Raw genomic sequence first — 19,696 nt, 5'->3', positions numbered from 1 at the left:
GGCGCTGTTCGCGGCCGGCTTGTTTCCGGGCATTCTGGCGGGTTTGTCTTTGCTGGTGCCGGCGCTGTATCTGGCTCGCAAGTATGGTTGGGAGAACCCCGAAACCACCGAGCGACCGCCATTCTGGCCCAGCTTCAAAGCGGCGCTGCCAGCGCTGTTTGCCCCGGTGATCATTCTCGGTGGCCTGCGCTCCGGGCTGTTTACACCCACGGAAGCGGCCGTGGTTGCCGTGGCCTACGGTGTGATTGTGGGTTGCCTGGTGTACCGCAATCTGAGTGTGCGCAGCCTGTTTGAACTGATGACCGATGCGGCCGTGACCTCGGGCGTGGTTATGCTGATTATTGCGCTGGCGGGCATCTTTGCGTGGGCGGGCACGACCCTTGGCACCTTCCAGCATTTGGCGGATACGTTGCTGTCTCTTTCAGACAACAGTTGGGTTTTACTGGGCTTGGTGATGGTGCTTGTGTTGATTGCAGGCATGTTGCTGGACGCCGTATCAATCTACCTGATCCTCATCCCCATCGTATTGCCACTGATGAACCATTTTGAATGGAACCCGGTGTGGTTTGGCATCCTGCTGGCCATGAACATTGCCATTGGTCAGTTTACGCCACCGGTGGCGGTGAACCTGATGGTTACAACACGTATTGCCAATATTCGCCTGGAGCATACGATAGGCTGGGCTTTGGTGTTTATCGCCGCAATGAGCGTAAGCCTGCTACTGGTGGCACTGATGCCCGCAATCGCGCTCTGGCTGCCTGAAAAACTCGGCTATGTGGTCGGTCCCTGGTGAATCAGGCGCATTGGCTAACGCGGCGGCAAATCACAACCCTGTTTGCAGCGCGAACGAAAGCGTAAGCGGGCAAACACCAGATAGGCACGATTTGCCAGGCCAACCAGGTGCAGCTTTTTCAGCAAGGTTGCCAAGTGGCGGTAGCCGGGCAATTCTTGCCACACCACGATAAAAGCGTGGGCGCCGGACTGCAGGTTGCCGGCGCTGTCTACCGCATGAATGACTTTCATCGCGTCTGTGTGATCAAGCGAGTAGCGCGCCAGGGTATTGTCGCTGGCAAAGATGTCCTGCCAGTCAATGCGCGCTGCCTTATCCACCTTGCGGTAATGGTCGATTTCGCGGCGGCACAGCGGGCACTGGCCATCGTAGAAGAGAATTGGTTTTGCGAGCATTGTGCGGCCCTGTGATCAGACTGTGCGGTATCTACGTTGGCCAAGGTGAAATGTATTCACCAAGGGATGTGATAGCTGCACGCTATTCCTTTCTTGGGTATTATCAATTTTTGTTAAGCGAATAGAATCACTATAGTGGTCGTCATTCACTCATCAACTGGCAAACAAAAGGGTTTTATTCTATGGGTATTATCAATTCTGAACTCAAACCGTTTAATGCAACCGCGTTCAAACACGGCGAGTTCGTTGAGATTTCCGAAGCAGACGTGAAAGGCAAGTGGTCGGTGTTCTTCTTCTATCCGGCTGATTTCACGTTCGTATGCCCAACCGAACTGGGCGACGTTGCTGACAAGTACGAAGAACTGCAAAAGATGGGCGTTGAAGTGTTCTCTGTATCCACAGACACTCACTTCACCCACAAAGCCTGGCACGATAGCTCCGAGACCATTGGCAAGATTCAGTACTACATGGTTGGCGATCAGAACGGCAGCATTACCAACAACTTTGGTGTGATGCGCGAAGGCCAGGGCCTGGCAGATCGGGCTACCTTCCTGATCGATCCGGATGGCATCATCCAGGCCGTAGAAATCACCGCAGAAGGCGTTGGCCGTGATGCGTCTGAGCTGATGCGTCGGGTTAAAGCCGCTCAGTACGTGCGTAAGCATCCGGGCGAAGTATGCCCCGCCAAGTGGAAGGAAGGCGAAGAAACTCTGTCTCCTTCACTGGATCTGGTTGGCAAGATCTAGGTTTCTCCTTAACAGGGAAACACACGGTTCAGGTTCTTTAACGGGCCTGTAACCATCAAAAAACCCCGGATTTCCGGGGTTTTTTGTGTTTGCGATTTACGAATCGACGGTGTCGACACCGTATCGGGCCCCGCGGGCCTTGAGACGATAAAATTCTTCAATAACACCGGCCATGGCATCCTGGCAGTAAGGTCTTAGCCCTCCCAGAACCAGGTGTTTCGACACTTCACCCACAGGCACTCCCTCCGAGATCAACCGGTAGTCAAGCATCACATTGCCGCGCTTCCCATTAGCCTCCAGTTCGGCATTGTGCAGTTCCAGCTCCGGAGAGCCGGCGTCCAGCCTGTCCAGAGTAAGGCTCATGCTGGCGTACATCACCATGGGCCGATCCGGGTTGAACATCACATCGTTTGATTCCATAAGCGGTTTCAAAGTGTGGGGAAAGTTCTTACCGGAGGCGGCTACGTAGCAGCGAATAAACTCTTCGACAACATGTTCGTCCCGGGTGACATCGCCACTGCGCGTTACTTCGAGGTACACCTTGCCATTCTGATCGCACACCTTGATGGTTTCGTCACCGTCTTCCCGAAATTCCAGGAGTTTTCCTCCACCCAGCAGGGCGCGAAAATGGAAGGTCATGTGTCGGGAAAGCCCAAAGCGTGAAACCACCACTGCAAACAGCAGGTCTCCCGGAACGCAGAACCGACGGGCATCTGGATCGTGAATCGGATTAAAATCTCCGGCGACTTCCTTGGCGAACAGGCTGGCTTGCGCTGCGGAAATATGTACGCGTCCGTCCTGCATAGAGTGAAAACGATCTGGAAACATGTGCTGCTTGTCCTGGTTACGAAGGATGACGTCGCAACGTCCTCTAATATGGTACGTGGGTCGAGCGTTTATGGATATGCGCCATTTGTCCATTTATCGGTAAAGCTAACGACGCATCTATAGCGGTTTGCTATCAATTACTTTGGATCAATTAATTTGAGCATTTAACGGTCGACCCGTATTGTGGCGGCATCCAAACTAAAGATCCGTTTGAATGCGTGCATTCAGGCGATCAGTTTACAGAAACTAACAGGGGAATCGCGACATGTTGGATGCCAATATCAAGCAACAACTTAAAGCTTACATGGAAAAGCTGCAGCAGCCGATTGAGCTGGTAGCGGCCTACGATGATAGTGATAAATCCCAGGAGTTGCGGCAACTTCTGGAAGAAATCGAGCCATTGTCCGAAAAAATCAGCCTGCGCACAGAAGAATCCAATGACGTGCGTCGACCGTCGTTTGCGATAAACCGTGTGGGTACGGATATAGGCGTTCGATTTGCGGGTATTCCCATGGGGCACGAGTTTACCTCGCTGGTGTTGGCACTGCTGCAGGTGGGTGGCCATCCTTCGAAGGCCTCTCAGGATGTGATCGAACAAGTTCAGCAGCTGGACGGCGATTTCGAGTTTGAAACCTATTTTTCCCTATCGTGCCAAAACTGCCCGGATGTGGTTCAGGCCCTGAACCTGATGAGCGTGTTGAACCCGAGCGTTCGCCACACAGCCATAGACGGCGCCCTGTTCCAGGACGAAGTGGAAAAGCGCGAAATCATGTCCGTCCCGAGTGTTTACCTGAACGGTGAGCCCTGGGGCCAGGGTCGTGTGACGGTGGAAGAGATTGCGGCCAGGCTGGATACGAAATCCGATGAGAAAGAAGCCGAAAAAATCGGCCAGAAAGACACCTTTGAGGTGTTGGTGATTGGTGGCGGCCCTGCCGGTTCTGCGGCGGCTATTTACGCGGCTCGTAAAGGCATATCCACCGGCATAGCCGCCGACCGTTTTGGTGGCCAGGTAGTGGATACCATGGGCATCGAAAACCTGATCTCCGTGCCTTACACCGAGGGTCCGAAGCTGGTTGCAGCCATGGAGCAGCACGTCAAAGAGTACGACGTGGATATCATGAACCTGCAGCATGCCGAAAAGCTGATTCCGGCCACCCAGCGCGGAATGCCCCATGAAATCCGCCTGGCCAATGGCGCATCGCTCAAGGCCCGCACCGTTGTGCTGTCAACAGGCGCTCGCTGGCGCCCGTTGGGTGTCCCGGGTGAGGATGAATACCGCAACAAGGGCGTAGCCTACTGCCCGCACTGTGACGGCCCTCTGTTCAAGGGCAAGCATATTGCGGTGATCGGCGGCGGTAATTCCGGTGTGGAAGCGGCTATCGACCTGGCCGGTATTGTTGGCCATGTAACGCTGGTCGAGTTTGGCGGCGAATTGCGCGCTGACGATGTGCTGCAGAAAAAGCTGCGCAGCATGAACAACGTGGACATTATCACCTCAGGCCAGACCACCGATATTGTGGGTGAAAACGGCAAGGTGAACGGTTTTAACTATACCGATCGCAACACCGGCGAGAGCCATCATGTGGCTCTGGAAGGCGTGTTCATTCAGATTGGCCTGGTGCCCAACACCGAATGGCTGAAAGGCGACATCGAGCTGAGCCAGCACGGTGAAATCATCATCAACGACCGCAATGAGACGTCCATTCCGGGGGTTTTTGCAGCCGGGGACGCGACCACTGTGCCCTATAAGCAGATCGTCATTTCCATGGGCGAAGGTTCAAAAGCGGCGTTGAGCGCCTTCGACTTCTTTATCCGTAATTCTGTGGATTAAGGCCAGACTGAGGCGAGAACCAAGCCAGAGCGAGGGGCATCGAAGAGATCCGGTGCCCGACAATCACCCCAAGTCTGCCACCATCAACAATGTGGTTGAGCCTTACTCGAAATCTGTTTCCAAGCTGCCGGTCAGCGTGACTGCAGGCGCATCAGCCGATTCCGGGAACAGATGAGGGTAGGCATTCCGTATACCCGCAACAATGAATGCGTGAGGCACATTGTCAAACAGGCCGTGGTCGTTCACGTACTCCATATGAGCCTTCCCGGCATCGGTGTATTCCTGAAAAATGGAATCGTTGACCCCGTCAAACTCCAAAGGCTCCACCTTCATTAGCTCGCACAGCTGTTTGTTGAATGCGGGAGTAGCTTTTACCCAGCGACCGTTTAGATAAAGCTCGATAAACCCGTGCATCCGGAAAATGTCTGATCTGAGCCATTCGATCAATTTCGGGCTGGACAGGTGGTTACGCACATCGGCCAGGCCGAGGCGGCTGGGAATGCCGAGATATCGGGCTGCAGCACCCAAAAGCACGGCCTTGGGAATGCAATAGGATTCTCCGCTACTGAGGGCGTAGCTGGCACTGAACGTTTCGGGATCGGTGCGGAATACGTAAGGGTTGTAAGCGATATCGTCGCGCACAGCCAGATAAAGAACTTTCATCTGCTCAACCGGATTATCGGCCACGCCCGCAAGTTGCTTGTCGATCCAGCCTTTGAGTTCGGGCCGGTCGTAATCAAAAAAGGCGGTAGGCTGAAGATAGCGTTCCATAGTGAGGCGTCCGGGTCAGAGCAGCAGGTCAGGGCTTTCAGCTTTGATCATCGCCAATGAGCAAGCTACAGGCAATGACGATAACCGCCAGGGTGACTGTCGAAATGGGTCAGATTTACGGCGCACGAGTGCGGATCAGGAGCTGCGCACCAGTTCATACGCACACATATTCACGGCGGAGGCCAGGTTAAGGGATTCGATCTCGCCTTTGCCCGCAATGGTGTAGGGCGTCGCGGCCAGGTTGTCCAGCGCTTCGCGCGGAACGCCCCGAGCTTCATTGCCAAACAGATAGCAGTCGTGCTGGCTGAACGATGTGGCGGTCAGCTTCTCACCGTTCAGATCGAGACAGGCAACGGAGCGATAGCGACGGCCAAGGCTGTCCAGGGGCACCTCGGTTTCCAGCGGCAGGTGAAAGAGTGCGCCCATGCTGGCGCGCACCACTTTCGGGTTGTAAGGATCAACGCTGCCGGGGCTCAGCAAGCAGCGAAAACCGCCAAACCAGGCCAGGGTACGCAAAATCGTCCCCAGGTTTCCCGGGTCCTGAACTTCGTGCAGATACACGGCTTTTTCGCCGGCTTCCGGCATGTGCGCCACGTTTAAAGACGGCGTGGGCACCACGGCCAGAATCCCCTGGGGCGTGCGGGTGTCGGCCAGCAGCGCCATCTGTCGATCACTAACATGATGGGTTTTGAACGGGCCTGCCCAATGCGCATACGCATCGGTTACGTATAGCTCGGAGGCCTTCAGCGCGGGCTGGCGGGCCGCAGCTTTTTGCAGTTCCAGCACCAGATGCTCACCCTCAACCAGATAGTGGCCCAGAGCCTGCCGGTATTTTTTCTGGTGCAGTTTTTTGATGTCGTCGAGTTTCATGATGGGGTTCGCAATGAAGCTCCGCTGGCGGTTTCCAGGTCTTCCAGCATGGCCCGGGCCAGCGCCTCGGCCACCTTGATGCCGTCGACACCGGCCGAAAGAATGCCCCCCGCGTAGCCTGCGCCTTCGCCTGCCGGATACAGGCCGCGGGTATTCAGGCTCTGCAGATTAGCGCGATCCCGGGTGATGCGCACCGGTGAGGACGTGCGGGTTTCGATGCCGGTCAAAATCGCGTCATTCCGGTCAAAGCCGCGGATCTGCTTGCCGAAAGCCGGCAAGGCCTCGCGGATGGCCTCGATGGCGTATGCGGGCAGGGAAGGCGCCAGGTCGCCCAGCTTGATGCCGGGTTTGTAGGAGGGCTCGACGCCGCCCAGTTCCTTGGAGGGCCGGCTATTGATGAAATCCCCCACCAGTTGGGCAGGCGCGCAATAATCACTGCCGCCTAGCGTGTAAGCCAGGGACTCCAGGGTTTCCTGCAGGTCCACACCGGCCAGCGGCCCACCCGGAAAGTCCTCTTCCGGATGCACGGCCACCACAATGCCGGCATTGGCGTTGAGCTCGTTGCGGGAATACTGGCTCATGCCATTGGTGACGACCCGGCCCGGTTCCGAGGTTGCCGCCACCACCATGCCCCCGGGGCACATGCAAAAACTGTAAACCGCGCGCCCGTTGCTGGCGTGGTACACCAGTTTATAATCCGCCGCGCCCAAGGCCCGGTGGCCGGCGTATTTGCCCAGGCGGGCGTTGTCGATCAGCGATTGCGGATGCTCGATGCGAAAGCCGATGGCAAAGGGCTTGGGTTCAATATAAACCTGTCTGCGATGGAGCATGCGGAACGTTTCACGGGCGCTATGACCCAGTGCAAGAACCACATAGCGGCTGTGCAGACGTTCGCCGCCGGCCAATTCCACGCCTTCAATGCGCCCATCAAGAATGTGCACGTCGGTGACTTTGCTTTCAAAACGGATCTCGCCGCCAAGGCGCACGATTTCCTCGCGCATGGTGGCTACGACGCCGGTCAGCCGGAAGGTGCCAATATGGGGCTTGCTGACGTACAGAATTTCTTCCGGCGCACCGGCCCGGATAAACTCGTGCATTACCTTGCGGCCGTAGAACTTCGGATCCTTGATCTGGCTGTATAGCTTGCCGTCGGAGAACAGGCCTGCGCCGCCCTCACCAAACTGAACGTTGGATTCCGGGGATAGCTGCTTTTTCCGCCACAGCGCCCAGGTGTCTTTGGTGCGGCGGCGTACGTCTTTACCGCGCTCCAGCACAATGGGCCGAAATCCCATCTGGGCAAGAATCAGCGCGGCAAACAGGCCACAGGGGCCGAAACCGATCACAATCGGGCGTTCGGTGAGGCCAGCGGGTGCCTCCGCGACCAGGTGATAATCCGTATCCGGGGCTGGCCGCACATGCTGGTCTTGTTCAAAGCGGGCCAGAATGGCGTCTTCGTTGCTGGCGCTCAGATGAATAATGTAAACGAACTTGATCTCCGTGTTTTTCTTGCGAGCATCGTAGCTGCGCTTGAACACGGTAAAATCGGTCAGATCGGCGTCGACGATGCCCAGTCGATCCAGGATAGCGGTCCGCAGGGCACTTTCGGGATGGTCCAGCGGCAGCGCCAGTTCGGTAAGGCGGATCATAGTGCGTCCTGCCCGACACTCGTCGCCGATGACGGGTTGATTGCCGGGTATAAAGGGTTGGAAAATGTTGCCGCCATTGTACGTGCGCCCGTGCTGGATGTCAGGGTTTTGCCGGGAGGGCGTGCGGCACGTACAATGTGTGGGTCAATCAGCCCTTTTCGACATCCCTTTTAACGATTTTTTAAAGAGCCCCCATGGCCCGATCCAAAAGCAGTAACCGCTGGCTTGAAGAGCACGTGAATGACCCCTTCGTTAAACAGGCGCAGGTCGACGGCTATCGCTCGCGGGCCAGCTATAAGCTCCTTGAAATCAACAAGAAAGACCGGCTGATTCACCCCAATATGGTGGTCATGGATCTGGGCTCTGCGCCAGGCGGCTGGTCGCAGGTGGCGGTCAATCTGGTGGGCCATAAAGGCAGAGTGTTGGCCTCTGACATACTGCCGATGGACGCCATTGCAGGCGTGGAGTTCATTCAGGGCGATTTTACCGAAAACCCGGTGTTTGATGAAATAATGACCGCGCTTGGCGACAATCAGGTGGACGTGGTGATTTGTGACATGGCGCCGAACATCAGCGGAGTGACAGTGGCCGATCAGGCGTCTTCCATGTATCTGGTGGAGCTGGCGCTGGACATGGCCTGCCAGGTGCTCAAGCCCAAAGGCAGTTTTGTGGCCAAGGTGTTTCAGGGCGAAGGCTATGAAGACTATCTGAAGGCTACCAGAGCCGTGTTCGACAAGGTGGTCGCGCGCAAGCCGGGTTCTTCACGCGCCCGCTCACGGGAGGTCTACATTGTTGGCAGGGGCTTCAAGGGCTGAGCCTGAAAATCGGATCGATTTGGCATAAAAAAAGGGACACCTGAATCACAGGGCCCCGTAAAGGACAACATTTAGGTCTACAGGCTTGCCTGAAGCACCCGGCGGCACACCTCCGGTGTTACATCGCCGTGTTCACCAAGGGCCACCATGCCGTGGCTTTCCAGGCTTTTGATCAATGGCTCTATGTGGTCTTCGCCCAAATCGTAGTCGCCAAGGCGAGTTTTGACGCCGAGGGATTCAAAGAACTCTTGGGTTTTCGCAATGGCGGCTTCGGCTCTTTCCTCAGAGCTGCCCTCACGGATATTCCAGACGCGTTCGCCGTACTGAACCAGTTTGTCGAGTTTGGCGGCTTTGCGTTCACGCAGCATCGACGGCAACACAATGGCCAGAGTCTGGGCGTGGTCAAGATTATGCAGGGCAGTCAGCTCATGGCCCAGCATGTGGGTAGCCCAATCCTGGGGTACGCCGCTGCCAATCAGGCCATTCAGGGCCAGGGTTGCGGTCCACATCAGGCTGGCTCGTACCTGGTAGTTCTCGGGCTCGGCCAGGGCCTGCTCGCCGATTTCGGTCAGCGTCAGTAGCAGACCTTCGGCAAAGCGATCCTGCACCGGCGCATGGGCCGGATACGTCAGGTACTGCTCCACCACGTGCACGAAGGCATCAACCACACCGTTGCCCACTTGGCGCAGCGGCAGGGTGTAGGTTTTTGTGGGATCGAGCACTGAGAACTGCGGGAACACGAAATCACTGTGGAACGGCAGCTTGGCCTGCAGCGATCTGCGCGTGACCACGCCGCCTTTGTTCATTTCTGAACCGGTAGCGGGAAGGGTGAGCACTGAGCCAAAGGGCAGGGCACGTTCAATGTTGGTGCCGCCTTTCAGCAGAATGTCCCACTCGTCGCCCTCGAAAACCGCCGCAGCGGCTACAAATTTGGTCCCATCAATCACCGATCCGCCACCCACGGCAAGTAGAAAGTCGATGTTCTGCTCACGTACCTGGACAACCGCTTTCATCAGGGTTTCGAAACTCGGGTTCGGCTCAATGCCCTCAAACTCTGTAACCTGACGATTGCCGAGGGCCGACCTGACCTCATCCAGAGTGCCGGTACGGCGTGCGCTATCGCCGCCGAACAATACAAGCACCTTGGCATCGTGGGGCACCAGCGTATCAAGCTCGGCAATTTTACCTTCGCCGAAGGCGATGTGTGTCGGGTTGTAAAAGTTGAAGTTATTCAAATGCGATCCTTAATAATGGGCCAGTGAGCTAGAAATAGACCGGTCGACCAACGGTGAAGCGAGATAATAATATCTAATAGACCGGTCGTCTACTGGTGGTTAACCCTTACGTCTGTTTTTTATTTTCGAAGCCCTGCATGACATTCACGGCATTGATGCCAATGGCGTCAACGTCATAACCGCCCTCCATAGTGAACACGGTGGGCAGTTTGAGCTGCTCAATACGTTTGCCCAGGGAAAGGTAGTCCGCTGATTTCAGCTTAAAGAACGAGATCGGGTCTTCCTCAAAGGTATCCACGCCCAGGGCAATAACCAAGGCATCTGGCTGAAAAGCGGCAATGCGCTCGCAGGCGATGTCGAGCCCTTTGCGCCACTCGCGGTAGGGTGTTCCCGGAGGATAGACAATGTTGAGGTTATAGCCCTTACCCTCGCCCTCGCCGGTTTCATCCTCAAATCCGAGAAAGTGGGGGAAAACCAAATCCGGATCGCCGTGCAGGCTGGCGGTTAGCACATCGCTGCGATTGTAGAAGATGGCCTGGGTTCCGTTGCCGTGGTGAAAGTCCACATCCAGCACAGCCACCCGCGGGTATCCCTGGTCGCGAAACGCCTGTGCAGTAATGGCGGCGTTGTTGAAAAAACAGTAGCCGCCGAACAGGTCGGCGTGGGCATGGTGGCCGGGCGGACGGCACAAGGCAAAGGCAGCGCGCTCCCCGTTGGCAACCAGCTTTTGGGCGGTGAGTGCTACGTTAGCGGAAGCGCAGGCCGCTTCCCATGTTCCGTCAGAAATGGAGGTCTCGGCTGCAAAGCTGAAGTAGCCAAGCCGGCCGTCGATGTCTTTGGGCATACGGGCCCGCATGCCGCGTCCACACCACACCGCCGGAATGGCTTCGCCCGGTTTGCCTTCCGCCACCCAGTCACCCCAGCAGTGCTCCAGAAACTCGACGTAGTCGGCTGTGTGCACTCGCTTGACCGGAGCCAGGCCAAAGTCCTCCGGTTCAAGCACCTCACCCAGGGCCTGCGCCTTCACGCGGGCCAGAATGGTTTCTGCCCGGGACGGCTTTTCATGGGGCTCGATCAGAATGCCGCCATCCAGTTCGGTTTTGACGGAACGACGGTGGTGCAGCGGTGAGAAAACGGTTTTCATGGATTAGATACCCGGATGTTTAAGCGGCGGATTTTCAGCTATTGTCAGTTCGGTTATGGTTACGGGTATAGAGTGTCGATGCGGTGAAATCAAGAGATCGGGTATGAGCGAACAGCATTTTGATGTATTAATTGTTGGCGCGGGGGTGTCTGGCATCGGCATGGCCTGTCATTTGAAGCGGGAGTGTCCGGGCAAATCTTTCGCCATTCTGGAGCGGCGTCAGTCGCTCGGAGGTACTTGGGATCTGTTCCGCTATCCCGGCGTTCGCTCGGATTCCGATATGTTTACCTTCGGCTACAACTTCCGCCCGTGGACCGGTGGCAAGGTGTTGGCCGACGGTGCGGCTATCAAACACTACGTGAGTGAAACCGCGAAAGAGCATGACGTTGCGAAACATATCCGGTTCGGACTCGGGGTAAAAACCGCAGACTGGTCGAGTGCCGATGCATGCTGGAGGCTGACCGCACTGGACGAAGCGACCGGCGAGCTGAAAACCTACACCGCCCGTTTTCTGGTTGGTTGTACTGGCTACTACAATTACAAACGGGGCTATAAACCGGACTTTCCGGGTGAGAAAGATTTCAAAGGGCGGATTGTTCACCCGCAGCACTGGCCGGAAGATCTGGATTACACGGGCAAAAACGTTGTGGTGATTGGCAGTGGGGCAACAGCGATTACTCTGGTGCCAACCATGGCTGAAACAGCGGGCCATGTGACCATGCTGCAGCGCTCACCCGCCTATCTGATGCCATTGCCATCCACCGACAAAATAACGCTCGCCCTGCAGAAGGTGCTCTCTCCCAAGGCCGCCTACCGGCTTACCCGGGCTCGCAATATCACGATCTCCCGATGTGTGTACCAGCTTTCCCGCCGGTGTCCAAACCTCATGCGCCGGCTGTTCATGAGCATTATCAGGCGCCAGGTGGGTAGCCAAACTGATATGCGTCATTTCACTCCGGATTATAATCCCTGGGATCAACGTCTTTGCGTGGTGAAAGATGGTGATCTTTTCGAGGCTTTAAAAGCGGGCAAAGCGTCCATTGCAACCGATCATATTGAGCGTTTTACCGAAACCGGCATCCGCCTTAAATCCGGCGAGCACCTGGAAGCAGACATCATCATTCCGGCCACCGGCCTGGATATTCAGATGCTTGGGGGCATAAAACCAAGAGTAGACGGCCAGGACGTGGTTCTGAAAGACAAGGTTGTTTATAAAAACGTGATGGTTGAAGGCTTACCCAACGCGGGCATGATCTTCGGTTACACCAACATCTCTTGGACCCTGAAAGCGGACATTGCCAGTGAATACCTGTGCCGCCTGATCAATCACATGGATCGGCGCGGCCTGCGCGTAGCCGTTGCCAGAGATGCCGGGAACAGTCTGGGTGAGGAGACGGTTCTGGGCTCACTGGATGCGGGTTACATACGGCGAGCCCAGGATCGACTCCCTCGCCAAGGCACCCACGGCCCGTGGAAATCATCCCAGAACTACCTCAAAGATGTGAAAATTCTACGTTTCGACCCGATCGAAGACGGTTACGTAGAGTTCGACGGAAAGAAGACCGTAGCCCGGGGAAGCGGCCCCCGTGGTTTTCTCAGGCCCTTGCGCTCGGCGCTGTTTGGCACCTGAGTAAAACCAGGGCGCAGGCTGAGCTGCGCCCTGTCACGGCTAGTCTTTGCCCAAATAGGCCGCCCGGATATCGGCCCAATTTTCCGCCTCGGTGACACGAAGAACCTCTTGGGAGATCTGGGCCCGCAGCGGGCTGCCGTTTGGCATCGCCAGCGCGTACAACTGTTCTGCAAACACACCGGGAAGAATGGTGAGCTTCTGCTTGCCCATTTGCAGGTTCCGATACTGCATCAGAGCACGGTCATACACGATGGCGTCCGTTTCGCCGTTTGCGACCGACATCATGGCCGACGTCAGGTCCGGGTATGTCTGGTAGCGAACGCGATGTTCCTCCAGGTAGCTCTGGCTCTCGGTATTGGCAATGGTAGCCACCACACTGCCGGGCAGATCGTCTACGCCCTGAATGCCCGAGCGCAGGTTGCTCACGGTCAATGAGGAGGTGATAGCGGCGGTAAAGCTGGCGACCATGATCAAACCGGCAAACATCCACACCACCCCAATCAATCTGCCCGGCAGTGATACCGGCGCTTTGTCACCGTAGCCTACGGTGGTCATGGTGACGGCTGCCCACCAGAAACTGGAACCAATACCCTGTGCTGCGGAGCCCCCGAATTGTTCGGGGTTGCGGCGCCGCTCAACCAGCCATAGCAGAAAGCCAACGCCCAGAAGCAAAGCGCCCAGTGCGAGAACGGCGCTGAGGAATTGCCAGCTGATGAACGCCTTCAGGCTGCTGAGCAGGCTTTGGTCTGGCACGGGCGGTACGGCAATAGAAAGACCCGTCTGATAAAAAGGATGGCTGAAATCAAACCGGGCTTCCCGGCCGGCCGTCATGGTCAGGGCGCCAACGGCCACATCGATATCGCCGCCTTCAACGGCCTCGAGCAGTTCGTTGAAGCTCATTGGAATGTATTCAAACTTCCGCCCCAAGCCCGCTGCAATTTCGTCCCACAGATCAATGCTAATGCCTTCCCAGCGGCCATCATCGGTTGCAATAACAAAAGGAGGGACCTTGGTGATGCCGACTTTCAGAGGTTGTTCCTGGGCGTGAACCTGGCTGGAAATAGCCAGAGCGAACAGAAAAATACAGGACAGAATTCTCTTGAACATAGCTTTGTGCGGCCCTTGAAAGGGTTGCGCTCCTTGTTAGCGAATTTGTTTAAACGCGAAAGTTGTAGTTTTACGTACTAACACGTCATTAGATCAAAATATGTTTCCGATTAATTGTCAGGCTCCATTCCACCCTTCGGGTGGTCTACTATAGGAGCCACACGTCATAAAAAGGACACGAGCGATGCGCATTTTCCGGATGTTTGTTTTACCCCTTACTTTATTGTTGTGTTCCGGAGCGGCTTTGGCTGCCGATGGATTGATTGTGCTTGAAAGTAATCATAGCGTAGCGGCCACAGCGGATAAACTGGAAGCGGTTTTGAGCGCGAACGGCATGAAAATCATGAATCGGATTGATCATGCTGCCGGCGCCAAATCGGCCGATATGAAACTACGACCCACAGTGCTCGTGATTTTTGGCAACCCGAAAGTAGGTACGCCACTGATGCAGTGTGCGCAGAGCGTGGCCGTGGATCTGCCTCAGAAAGCGCTGATCTGGGAGGACGAAAGCGGGCAAGTTTGGCTTGGGTACAACGATCCTGAGTATCTGAAAACCAGACACGCCATTGAAGGCTGCGACCCGGTGTTGGCCAAAGTGAGCGGAGCACTGGCGAAGTTTGCCAAAGCGGCGACTCACTGATCAGTAAAAAGTAAGGAAGCTACGGGTATCACCATAAATGCGGATACCCGACAAAGGGTCGAACCCCTAAGATCCCTGTTTTTGCTTAGGAAGCCGCCGTTGCAGCTGATTCGCTCTGCTCTTGCTTACATTGCCCTCGTGGCCGCTATTCTCGCGCTGTTCCCCGGTATGGCGGGCCTTGGCGCCGGTGCGGTGAGCTTGGCCGTGATTCTGGGGTGGCGCGATATGCGCCGTGTGCCCAAGGCCGTTTTTCTCGCAGCCGGGCTGGCTTTGGTATTTGCTTTGGGGCGCGATCCTGGCTTGATCCGTTCCGCAGCCGCCAATATGAGCCGCCTTGCGGGTCTGATCCTGGCGGTGATGCTGTTGTCTTCCGTGCTTGCCCGCACCCGTGACCTGCAAAAGATTTCAGCCAGCCTTTTCGGCGGCGAGCCGCTTGCCCGCTATCTGAGCCTGTCGTTCGGTACTGCTCTGGTTTCCATACCTCTGAATTTTGGTTCTGTGGCGGTTGTGGGCAGCCTTGTGGGTGAGCGGGTGCGCAGCAGCGGGGACTCGCCGGCTACCCGCAATGCAACCCGAGCGGTGCTGAGAGGGTTTGGTGTATCGCCCACCTTTTCTCCGTTATCGATTTCTGTGGTGCTCACCCTGACACTGCTACCAGGACTTAGCAGCCTTGAGTTGCTGATATTCACCGTGCCGTTTTCCGCGGCCCTGGTGCTGTGCGGGTTGATCTGGCGTGAACCCGAAACGGCTCAGGAAACGAGCATGGCGCAGAGCAAAGCGGGCTGGGCTCCCTGGTTGCGGTTTGGCGTTCTCATCCTGGGTATTTGCGCGGGTGTATTTGTGTTCAGTCATCAATACCATCTTAATTACGCGTATTCAGTAACCCTCAGCTGCATGAGTGCGGTGTTTGGGGCCAGGCTTTTCGCTTGGTGCCGGAAAACAAATCCGCCGTTGGTCAATATGTCCAATGTTAGCAATGAACTGGCCATTGTGGGGGGCTCTGCGTTTATTGGGTCGGTCATCAGTGGAGCCGTGCTGGGACAAATCAGTGGCAACCTGAGTTTTCCGTTCTGGGTTTGGCCGGTCATAGCGGCCTGCGTACCCTGGGCTTATTTTACGGCGGGCCTTGCCGGCGTAAACCCGATTGTTATCGGCACTCTCACGGGAGGTATTCTCGGTGTTATCTGGCCAGACACTGCGTTGCTTGGTTTGGGTATTGGCATGGTAACCGGGTGGGGCGTTACCGCCTTTGGAACGCCCTTTGCGGCCAATGCGTTGATCATGGAGCGACTGACAGGCTACGAAGCCATGGATGCATCGTTTCGCTGGAATCTTCGGCTGTCTCTGTGCGGCCTCGCCGCGGCCAGCCTTCTGGCGGCTGGCGTTACGGTGGCTCTGCTGTAGGTCGCCGCGCGCGAGAATCCCCTATGGCTAATGTTACGAGCCTCTGTTACTGTTCGCCGCATCCTGCCTCTAGGGATTCCGCAGTTTCAGGCTTTCAGCCTTCTTGCGAACCATCCAAACGACCTGTCAGAGGACGTCACCCCGATACCGGCGCGTGACTGTAGTCGTCTTTTACTCCATGAATCTTCATGGCATCTGCCCGCATTCGCCGAGAACGGTGTTCGTTGAGGCAGAACAATCAAGAGTTGATCTTATATGAGTTTTTCTTCACTCGGTTTGTCCGAGCAGTTGGTCCGTGCAACCACCGATCAAGGTTATGAAACCCCGTCTCCCATTCAGCTTCAGGCCATTCCTGCCGTACTTTCTGGCAAGGACGTTATGGCGGCAGCCCAGACGGGCACAGGTAAAACAGCCGGCTTTACACTGCCCATTCTGCAGCGCCTGGCTGAGAATCCCCGCAACGGTAAAGGACCCCGCGTCCTGATTTTGACGCCGACACGGGAACTGGCCGCGCAAGTTCACGACAGCGTAAATCTTTACAGCAAATACGTTCCCACCAAGGCCGCCGTGGTTTTTGGTGGTGTGAAAATCAATCCGCAGATGATGAAGCTGCGCAAAGGCGTAGACGTGCTGGTTGCCACACCCGGTCGCCTGATGGATCTGTATCAGCAGAACGCTGTGCGCTTCAACGAGGTGGAAATCCTGGTACTGGACGAAGCCGACCGCATGCTGGATATGGGCTTTATTCGCGATATCAAAAAGATTCTTGCGCTCTTGCCAGCCAAGCGCCAGAACCTGCTGTTCTCAGCAACCTTTTCCGGTGAAATTCGCTCTCTGGCCCAAGGCCTGCTGAACAACCCGGTGCAGATTGACGTCGCGGTCAGAAATACCACCGCTGAGAACGTGGAGCAGTCGGTTTACAAAGTTGATCAGAGCCAAAAGACCGCTTTGCTGAGCAAGCTGGTGCGTGACAACAGCTGGGAACAGGTGCTGGTTTTTACCCGCACCAAACACGGTGCTAACCGTCTGACCCAGAAGCTGGAAAAAGACGGCATTACGGCAGCAGCCATACACGGCAACAAATCCCAGGGTGCTCGCACCCGGGCGTTGGCAGAGTTTAAACAAGGCCAGGTACGCGTGCTGGTTGCCACCGACATTGCGGCCCGTGGCCTGGACATCAAGCAGCTGCCGCAAGTGGTGAACTTTGAGCTGCCTAACGTGCCGGAAGACTATGTACACCGCATTGGCCGCACCGGCCGTGCTGGTGAGAGCGGACATGCGCTGTCGCTGGTAAGCGCCGATGAAGGCAAAATGCTTGCGGGCATTGAGAAGCTGATCAAGAAGCAGTTGCCGCGCAAGGAAGTGGAAGGTTTCGAGCCCAAGAATAACCTGCCTCTCAAGCCGAAAGCCAAAGCGGATCCGAGCAAGGCTCGCGGACGCAACGGTGGGAATGCTGGCGGAAACGGCCGTCCGGGGGCCAAGCCCGGTGGGCGCAGCAACGGTCGGAGCCAGAGCGGCAATGATCAGCGCGGTCGTTCAGGACAACGCCAGAGCCAGAGCGCCTGAAGGATTGGTTGTTCAACAAAGCGGAGCTTCGGCTCCGCTTTGTTGTTTTGGGCGTATCTGTTTTGGGTGTAACTGTTTTAGATATACCCGTCTTATGGCGGTCAGGCCGAGTCTTTTTTGCGGCCGGGGGCTGAGGCAATCGGAATAAACACATCGCGCACAGTGATCGGGTCGCCCTTGGTATTGTGTACCTGAACGGCCTGGATGGGCTGCCCTGTAGCCCGGTCCCGCAAATTGAGCCCGGCGTCATCGGGCGCCGGATTCCATTTATCACCCCACTGTCGTAAGGCAATAACCACCGGGAACAGATCCCGGCCTTTCCCGGTCAGCCGGTACTCGAAGCGCGAGCCGTGTTCGCCAACCTCCACTTTTTTCAGCACCTCGTTATCCACCAGGCGAGCAAGACGGTCGCACAGGATATTTTTGGCGATGCCCAGCTCCTGGTGAAAATCCACGAAACGCCGCGTACCGTGCATGGCGTGCAGCACAATAAGCAGGGACCACCAGTCACCCACCTGATTCAAAGCACGGGCGACGGAGCAATTTGAGTCATCAAAACGTTTTCTGGCCATAGGTTCGAGTGTACAGAATGGGGTTGCATCTTAAAACCAGATTAAATAAGGTTGCGTTAAGAAACCAAATTAGAAAATCGCAAATGCAGGAGTCGCGATTAATGACTATGAATCTGGGCCCAATGTTTGAACCCTTCACTACGCACAACCTTACGCTGCGCAACCGGGTTGCCATGGCGCCGATGACGCGCAATTTCTCACCCAAAGGCGTTCCTGGCGAGAACGTAGTGGCCTATTACCGCCGCCGCGCAGAGGCCGGTCTGGGTCTTATTATCACCGAGGGCACCACGGTGAATCATCCGGGTGCGAGTGGTTACCCCGACGTACCCACGTTTCACGGTGATGCTGCGTTGGCCGGCTGGAAAAACGTGGTCGATGCGGTGCACGAAGCCGGCGGCGCTATCTTCCCGCAACTGTGGCACGTGGGCTCAGTGCGCAAGGAAGGTTCAGAGCCGAATCCATCGGTGCCGGGTTTTAGCCCGTCTGGCCTGTTTGCGCCGGGAAAGCCTAATGGCAGGGCGATGAGCAAAGAGGACATTGACGACGTTATCAAGGCGTTTGCCGATGCAGCACAAGACGCCCAAGCCTTGGGGTTTGACGGTATAGAAATTCACGGTGCTCACGGTTATCTGCTCGACCAGTTCCTGTGGGAAGGCACCAATCAGCGAGATGATGAATACGGCGGCAGTATGGAAAATCGTCTGCGTTTCGTTGTTGAGATCGTAGAAGCGGTTCGTCACCGCGTAGGCCCAGAGTTTCCGATTATGCTGCGTTTCTCCCAGTGGAAGCAGCAGGATTACGATGCAAAACTGGTCAACAGTCCGGAAGAGCTTGAGCAGTTCCTCAAGCCTTTAGTAGACGCCGGCGTGGATATTTTCCATGCCTCAACCCGGCGCTTCTGGGAGCCGGAGTTTGAAGGCTCCAGCCTTAACCTGGCGGGCTGGACTCAGAAACTGTCTGGCAAACCCACGATGTCGGTTGGCAGCGTTGGCCTGACAGAAGATTTCATCAGCGGCACGATGGCCAGTAAGCAAGAGTCGGTTGAACAGTCGGGCATTGACGAACTGGTAGAGCGCATGAACAACCACGAGTTCGAACTGATTGCGGTGGGCCGCGCACTGCTGCAGGATCCGCAATGGCTCACCAAAGTGAAGGAAGGTCGGCTTGGTGAGGTGGATGATTTTGCCCGTAAATCTCTCACGAAGCTCTATTAAAGACGCTGTATTTCGGAAGCTCTACTGAGCCGGGACAGACTATTTCTGTTGTGTACGTTGTGTAACAGCACACCCCCATTGCCTGAGCGTATGATGGGGGTGTTTTTTTATGGGTAGAGTTTCACAGGAGAGACGGCAATGTCTTTGAAGAACAGTCTGTCAGTTTTGATGCTTGCAAGCGTGCTGGTGTTTGCCGGCTGCGCCACCGTAGGCAAGGATTTTGCCACGCACAACGTCGACCAGATCAAAGTGGATAAAACCACCCGCGCCGACGTTCAGGAAATGTTTGGTGAGCCTTGGCGCACAGGTGTTGAAGACGGAAAACGCACCTGGACCTATGGCAAATACCGTTGGTCTGCTTTTGGCGATGCCGAAACCACCGATCTGGTTGTGCGATTCAACCCCGATGGCACGGTCTCGTCCTACGTATACAACACCACGCAATAGAGACGCGGTTAAAGAGACGCGGTTAACAGGATACCCGGAACGCCC

19 protein-coding genes are annotated in these 19,696 nt (G+C 56.1%); 10 read left to right on the top strand and 9 right to left on the bottom strand.

Annotation, left to right across the window (positions count from 1 at the left end):
- Nucleotides 1-793, top strand: a 793-nt coding sequence (locus ENI00_RS09625) for a TRAP transporter large permease (RefSeq protein ID WP_304101593.1), incomplete at its 5' end; no start/stop codon positions are given.
- Nucleotides 794-807: 14 nt separating this feature from the next.
- Here the strand turns inward: ENI00_RS09625 and ENI00_RS09620 are convergent.
- Nucleotides 808-1,185 carry a thiol-disulfide oxidoreductase DCC family protein gene (locus tag ENI00_RS09620; RefSeq protein ID WP_304101592.1) on the bottom strand — a complete coding sequence of 126 codons (378 nt, stop codon included), beginning with the start codon at nucleotides 1,183-1,185 and terminating at the stop codon, nucleotides 808-810.
- A 182-nt stretch (nucleotides 1,186-1,367) separates the two neighbouring features.
- On the opposite strand from ENI00_RS09620, the gene ahpC reads away from it, so the two are divergent.
- The gene (gene ahpC, locus ENI00_RS09615; RefSeq protein ID WP_304101591.1) at nucleotides 1,368-1,931 is read left to right on the top strand and encodes an alkyl hydroperoxide reductase subunit C; all 564 of its coding nucleotides are present in this window, start codon (nucleotides 1,368-1,370) and stop codon (nucleotides 1,929-1,931) included.
- A gap of 96 nt (nucleotides 1,932-2,027) precedes the next feature.
- Here ahpC and ENI00_RS09610 read toward each other — a convergent pair whose 3' ends face one another.
- The gene (locus ENI00_RS09610; protein ID WP_304101590.1) at nucleotides 2,028-2,759 is read right to left on the bottom strand and encodes a DUF3581 family protein; all 732 of its coding nucleotides are present in this window, start codon (nucleotides 2,757-2,759) and stop codon (nucleotides 2,028-2,030) included.
- 265 nt (nucleotides 2,760-3,024) lie between these two features.
- Between ENI00_RS09610 and ahpF the strand changes: the two genes are divergently transcribed.
- Nucleotides 3,025-4,590, top strand: coding sequence for an alkyl hydroperoxide reductase subunit F (ahpF, locus tag ENI00_RS09605; protein ID WP_304101589.1), 1,566 nt, complete (start codon nucleotides 3,025-3,027; stop codon nucleotides 4,588-4,590).
- 102 nt (nucleotides 4,591-4,692) lie between these two features.
- Here ahpF and ENI00_RS09600 read toward each other — a convergent pair whose 3' ends face one another.
- The 3 genes from ENI00_RS09600 to ENI00_RS09590 all read right to left on the bottom strand — a co-directional run bounded on the left by ENI00_RS09600 (nucleotide 4,693) and on the right by ENI00_RS09590 (nucleotide 7,877).
- Nucleotides 4,693-5,361, bottom strand: a complete 669-nt coding sequence (locus tag ENI00_RS09600; protein WP_304101588.1) for a transglutaminase-like domain-containing protein — start codon at nucleotides 5,359-5,361, stop codon at nucleotides 4,693-4,695.
- Between the two features lie 135 nt (nucleotides 5,362-5,496).
- Entirely contained in the window at nucleotides 5,497-6,231 is a 735-nt protein-coding gene (locus tag ENI00_RS09595) for a TrmH family RNA methyltransferase (protein ID WP_304101587.1), read from the bottom strand.
- On the bottom strand, nucleotides 6,228-7,877 hold the full coding sequence (locus tag ENI00_RS09590; protein ID WP_304101586.1) for an NAD(P)/FAD-dependent oxidoreductase: 1,650 nt from the start codon (nucleotides 7,875-7,877) through the stop codon (nucleotides 6,228-6,230). Before ENI00_RS09590 ends, ENI00_RS09595 begins: the two co-directional genes overlap by 4 nt.
- Before the next feature lie 194 nt (nucleotides 7,878-8,071).
- Between ENI00_RS09590 and rlmE the strand changes: the two genes are divergently transcribed.
- Nucleotides 8,072-8,692 carry a 23S rRNA (uridine(2552)-2'-O)-methyltransferase RlmE gene (rlmE, locus tag ENI00_RS09585; RefSeq protein WP_304101585.1) on the top strand — a complete coding sequence of 207 codons (621 nt, stop codon included), beginning with the start codon at nucleotides 8,072-8,074 and terminating at the stop codon, nucleotides 8,690-8,692.
- A gap of 77 nt (nucleotides 8,693-8,769) precedes the next feature.
- Here the strand turns inward: rlmE and ENI00_RS09580 are convergent, their stop codons facing one another.
- Both ENI00_RS09580 and ENI00_RS09575 read right to left on the bottom strand, forming a co-directional pair.
- Nucleotides 8,770-9,927, bottom strand: a complete 1,158-nt coding sequence (locus ENI00_RS09580) for an iron-containing alcohol dehydrogenase (RefSeq protein ID WP_304101584.1) — start codon at nucleotides 9,925-9,927, stop codon at nucleotides 8,770-8,772.
- A gap of 106 nt (nucleotides 9,928-10,033) precedes the next feature.
- Nucleotides 10,034-11,071: a histone deacetylase family protein gene (locus ENI00_RS09575; protein ID WP_304101583.1), complete on the bottom strand. Its 1,038-nt coding sequence runs from the start codon at nucleotides 11,069-11,071 to the stop codon at nucleotides 10,034-10,036.
- Between the two features lie 103 nt (nucleotides 11,072-11,174).
- On the opposite strand from ENI00_RS09575, the gene ENI00_RS09570 reads away from it, so the two are divergent.
- Nucleotides 11,175-12,701 carry a flavin-containing monooxygenase gene (locus tag ENI00_RS09570; RefSeq protein ID WP_304101582.1) on the top strand — a complete coding sequence of 509 codons (1,527 nt, stop codon included), beginning with the start codon at nucleotides 11,175-11,177 and terminating at the stop codon, nucleotides 12,699-12,701.
- Nucleotides 12,702-12,740: 39 nt separating this feature from the next.
- Here ENI00_RS09570 and ENI00_RS09565 read toward each other — a convergent pair whose 3' ends face one another.
- Nucleotides 12,741-13,808: a transporter substrate-binding domain-containing protein gene (locus ENI00_RS09565; RefSeq protein ID WP_304101581.1), complete on the bottom strand. Its 1,068-nt coding sequence runs from the start codon at nucleotides 13,806-13,808 to the stop codon at nucleotides 12,741-12,743.
- 184 nt (nucleotides 13,809-13,992) lie between these two features.
- Here ENI00_RS09565 and ENI00_RS09560 point away from each other — a divergent pair, with 184 nt between their 5' ends.
- From ENI00_RS09560 to ENI00_RS09550, 3 genes are all read left to right on the top strand, one after another.
- Nucleotides 13,993-14,448, top strand: coding sequence for a DUF302 domain-containing protein (locus ENI00_RS09560; protein ID WP_304101580.1), 456 nt, complete (start codon nucleotides 13,993-13,995; stop codon nucleotides 14,446-14,448).
- 99 nt (nucleotides 14,449-14,547) lie between these two features.
- Entirely contained in the window at nucleotides 14,548-15,852 is a 1,305-nt protein-coding gene (locus ENI00_RS09555; RefSeq protein ID WP_304101579.1) for a hypothetical protein, read from the top strand.
- A gap of 255 nt (nucleotides 15,853-16,107) precedes the next feature.
- Nucleotides 16,108-17,418 carry a DEAD/DEAH box helicase gene (locus ENI00_RS09550; RefSeq protein WP_304101578.1) on the top strand — a complete coding sequence of 437 codons (1,311 nt, stop codon included), beginning with the start codon at nucleotides 16,108-16,110 and terminating at the stop codon, nucleotides 17,416-17,418.
- Nucleotides 17,419-17,519: 101 nt separating this feature from the next.
- Here ENI00_RS09550 and ENI00_RS09545 read toward each other — a convergent pair whose 3' ends face one another.
- Nucleotides 17,520-17,990 (bottom strand): winged helix-turn-helix transcriptional regulator, encoded by a 471-nt coding sequence (locus ENI00_RS09545; protein WP_304101577.1) that lies wholly within the window; start codon nucleotides 17,988-17,990, stop codon nucleotides 17,520-17,522.
- 101 nt (nucleotides 17,991-18,091) lie between these two features.
- On the opposite strand from ENI00_RS09545, the gene ENI00_RS09540 reads away from it, so the two are divergent.
- Both ENI00_RS09540 and bamE read left to right on the top strand, forming a co-directional pair.
- Nucleotides 18,092-19,204 carry an NADH:flavin oxidoreductase gene (locus tag ENI00_RS09540; RefSeq protein ID WP_304101576.1) on the top strand — a complete coding sequence of 371 codons (1,113 nt, stop codon included), beginning with the start codon at nucleotides 18,092-18,094 and terminating at the stop codon, nucleotides 19,202-19,204.
- 138 nt (nucleotides 19,205-19,342) lie between these two features.
- Nucleotides 19,343-19,651: an outer membrane protein assembly factor BamE domain-containing protein gene (gene bamE, locus ENI00_RS09535; protein WP_304101575.1), complete on the top strand. Its 309-nt coding sequence runs from the start codon at nucleotides 19,343-19,345 to the stop codon at nucleotides 19,649-19,651.
- Nucleotides 19,652-19,696 lie beyond the last annotated feature (45 nt).

Source organism: Marinobacter antarcticus (assembly GCF_011049865.1).
In the GTDB taxonomy this organism is placed as follows: domain Bacteria; phylum Pseudomonadota; class Gammaproteobacteria; order Pseudomonadales; family Oleiphilaceae; genus Marinobacter; species Marinobacter antarcticus_A.
Note: the sequence above shows the minus strand (reverse complement) of the source record. Positions and strands in the feature narration are given on the sequence as shown.

Bases quoted from the DNA above. Each gene is read 5' to 3' on its own strand.
- ENI00_RS09620 (WP_304101592.1), bottom strand. From the start codon at position 1,185: ATGCTCGCAAAACCAATTCTCTTCTACGATGGCCAGTGCCCGCTGTGC.
- ahpC (WP_304101591.1), top strand. From the start codon at position 1,368: ATGGGTATTATCAATTCTGAACTCAAACCGTTTAATGCAACCGCGTTC.
- ENI00_RS09610 (WP_304101590.1), bottom strand. From the start codon at position 2,759: ATGTTTCCAGATCGTTTTCACTCTATGCAGGACGGACGCGTACATATT.
- ahpF (WP_304101589.1), top strand. From the start codon at position 3,025: ATGTTGGATGCCAATATCAAGCAACAACTTAAAGCTTACATGGAAAAG.
- ENI00_RS09600 (WP_304101588.1), bottom strand. From the start codon at position 5,361: ATGGAACGCTATCTTCAGCCTACCGCCTTTTTTGATTACGACCGGCCC.
- ENI00_RS09595 (WP_304101587.1), bottom strand. From the start codon at position 6,231: ATGAAACTCGACGACATCAAAAAACTGCACCAGAAAAAATACCGGCAG.
- ENI00_RS09590 (WP_304101586.1), bottom strand. From the start codon at position 7,877: ATGATCCGCCTTACCGAACTGGCGCTGCCGCTGGACCATCCCGAAAGT.
- rlmE (WP_304101585.1), top strand. From the start codon at position 8,072: ATGGCCCGATCCAAAAGCAGTAACCGCTGGCTTGAAGAGCACGTGAAT.
- ENI00_RS09575 (WP_304101583.1), bottom strand. From the start codon at position 11,071: ATGAAAACCGTTTTCTCACCGCTGCACCACCGTCGTTCCGTCAAAACC.
- ENI00_RS09570 (WP_304101582.1), top strand. From the start codon at position 11,175: ATGAGCGAACAGCATTTTGATGTATTAATTGTTGGCGCGGGGGTGTCT.
- ENI00_RS09565 (WP_304101581.1), bottom strand. From the start codon at position 13,808: ATGTTCAAGAGAATTCTGTCCTGTATTTTTCTGTTCGCTCTGGCTATT.
- ENI00_RS09560 (WP_304101580.1), top strand. From the start codon at position 13,993: ATGCGCATTTTCCGGATGTTTGTTTTACCCCTTACTTTATTGTTGTGT.
- ENI00_RS09550 (WP_304101578.1), top strand. From the start codon at position 16,108: ATGAGTTTTTCTTCACTCGGTTTGTCCGAGCAGTTGGTCCGTGCAACC.
- ENI00_RS09545 (WP_304101577.1), bottom strand. From the start codon at position 17,990: ATGGCCAGAAAACGTTTTGATGACTCAAATTGCTCCGTCGCCCGTGCT.
- ENI00_RS09540 (WP_304101576.1), top strand. From the start codon at position 18,092: ATGACTATGAATCTGGGCCCAATGTTTGAACCCTTCACTACGCACAAC.
- bamE (WP_304101575.1), top strand. From the start codon at position 19,343: ATGTCTTTGAAGAACAGTCTGTCAGTTTTGATGCTTGCAAGCGTGCTG.